The following is a 2,694-nucleotide window of genomic DNA, read 5'->3' as shown; positions in this document are numbered from 1 at the left end:
AAACAAGATTATTATGCCGGCGGCGACCTACTCTCCCACACCCTCCCGAGTGCAGTACCATCGGCGCTGGTGGACTTAGCTTCCGGGTTCGGAATGGGACCGGGCGTGACCCCACCGCTAACACCACCGACAAAAACCAGGCAACAACCCATCCCCACCACAACTTTGGGTGGGTGGTGTCATGCCAGACACTGAATAACGGACGCGAGCAAAAACCCTGTAATTCACACTTTGTGTGTTGAATGTTTGGTCTATTAGTACCGGTCACCTCCACACCTTACGATGCTTCCAGATCCGGCCTATCAACCCCATCATCTATAGGGGACCTCAAAAGAAACCTAATCTTGGAACAGGCTTCCCGCTTAGATGCTTTCAGCGGTTATCCCTTCCGTACGTAGCCAACCAGCCATGCCCCAGGCGGGACAACTGGCACACCAGAGGTACGTCCATCCCGGTCCTCTCGTACTAGGGACAGCCTTCCTCAAGTTTCTACGCGCGCGGCGGATAGAGACCGAACTGTCTCACGACGTTCTAAACCCAGCTCGCGTGCCGCTTTAATGGGCGAACAGCCCAACCCTTGGGACCTACTCCAGCCCCAGGATGCGACGAGCCGACATCGAGGTGCCAAACCATCCCGTCGATATGGACTCTTGGGGAAGATCAGCCTGTTATCCCCGGGGTACCTTTTATCCGTTGAGCGACACCGCTTCCACAAGCCGGTGCCGGATCACTAGTCCCTAGTTTCCTACCTGCTCGACCTGTCAGTCTCACAGTCAAGCTCCCTTGTGCACTTACACTCAACACCTGATTGCCAACCAGGCTGAGGGAACCTTTGGGCGCCTCCGTTACTCTTTGGGAGGCAACCGCCCCAGTTAAACTACCCACCAGGCACTGTCCCTAACCCGGATCACGGGCCGAGGTTGAGATGTCCAATACGATCAGAGTGGTATTTCAACAACGACTCCACCCCAACTGGCGTTGAGGCATCACAGTCTCCCACCTATCCTACACAAACCGAACCGAACACCAATACCAAGCTATAGTGAAGGTCCCGGGGTCTTTTCGTCCTGCCGCGCGTAACGAGCATCTTTACTCGTACTGCAATTTCGCCGGGTCTGTGGTTGAGACAGCAGGGAAGTCGTTACGCCATTCGTGCAGGTCGGAACTTACCCGACAAGGAATTTCGCTACCTTAGGATGGTTATAGTTACCACCGCCGTTTACTGGGGCTTAAATTCTCCGCTTCGACCCCAAAGGGTCTAACAGGTCCTCTTAACCTTCCAGCACCGGGCAGGCGTCAGTCCGTATACATCGACTTACCCGTCTTCGCACGGACCTGTGTTTTTAGTAAACAGTCGCTTCCCTCTATTCTCTGCGGCCACAACCAGCTCAACCACGTCGGTCACCAGTCATGGCCCCCCTTCTCCCGAAGTTACGGGGGCATTTTGCCGAGTTCCTTAACCACAGTTCTCCCGATCGCCTTAGTATTCTCTACCTGACTACCTGTGTCGGTTTCGGGTACGGGCCGTATATCCACATCGCTAGAGGCTTTTCTCGGCAGCATAGGATCACCAACTTCCCCAAAACGGGTACGCATCACGCCTCACCCTATATGTGCTCCGGATTTACCTAGAACACGGGCCACACGCTTACACCACGATATCCATCACGTGGCACGGCTACCTTCCTGCGTCACCCCATCACTTGGCTACTACCAGTTCAGGTCCCCAGCATCACACACACCAACCAACCTAAAAGGCTAGTAAACGGCGCGTGTTCAGGTGGGTTAGTATCCCTGATTCACCATGGGCGCGGACACACGGGTACGGGAATATCAACCCGTTATCCATCGACTACGCCTGTCGGCCTCGCCTTAGGTCCCGACTCACCCTGGGAGGATTAACCTGGCCCAGGAACCCTTAGTCATTCGGCGGAGGAGTTTTCCACTCCTCATTCGCTACTCATGCCTGCATTCTCACTCGCGCACACTCCACACTAGGGTTACCCCAGCGCTTCACAGCAGTCACGCGACGCTCCCCTACCCAACCACCAAAAAGATGATTGCCGCGGCTTCGGCGGTGTACTTGAGCCCCACTACATTGTCGGCGCAGAACCACTCGACCAGTGAGCTATTACGCACTCTTTCAAGGATGGCTGCTTCTAAGCCAACCTCCTGGTTGTCTTCGCGATCCCACATCCTTTTCCACTTAGCACACCCTTAGGGGCCTTAGCCGGCGATCTGGGCTGTTTCCCTCTCGACTACGAAGCTTATCCCCCGCAGTCTCACTGCCGTGCTCTGACCTCACCGGCATTCGGAGTTTGGCTGATGTCGCTAAGATGATAGTCCCGCTAAACCAACCAGTAGCTCTACCTCCAGGAGGAAACACACGACGCTGCACCTAAATGCATTTCGGGGAGAACCAGCTATCACGGAGTTTGATTGGCCTTTCACCCCTACCCACAACTCATCCCCTCAGTTTTCAACCTAAGTGGGTTCGCGCCTCCACAGAGTCTTACCTCTGCTTCACACTGGCCATGGGTAGATCACCCCGCTTCGGGTCCAGGACATGCCACTGACAACACACTAGTTAGTATTCGCTTTCGCTACGACTACCCCACCAAACGGGTTAACCTCGCGACATGCCGCTGACTCGCAGGCTCATTCTTCAAAAGGCACGCCATCACCCCACAAAAA

2 rRNA genes are annotated in these 2,694 nt (G+C 55.0%); both read right to left on the bottom strand.

Going from position 1 to position 2,694, the window contains the following annotated elements:
- Nucleotides 1-14: 14 nt before the first annotated feature.
- Nucleotides 15-131 (bottom strand): 5S ribosomal RNA (rrf, locus tag HMPREF2547_RS06480).
- A 102-nt stretch (nucleotides 132-233) separates the two neighbouring features.
- Nucleotides 234-2,694 (bottom strand): 23S ribosomal RNA (locus tag HMPREF2547_RS06475); the annotation flags it as partial.

Origin of the sequence: Corynebacterium sp. HMSC055G02 (genome assembly GCF_001809065.1) — a bacterium.
GTDB lineage: Bacteria > Actinomycetota > Actinomycetes > Mycobacteriales > Mycobacteriaceae > Corynebacterium > Corynebacterium jeikeium_D.
Note: the sequence above shows the minus strand (reverse complement) of the source record. Positions and strands in the feature narration are given on the sequence as shown.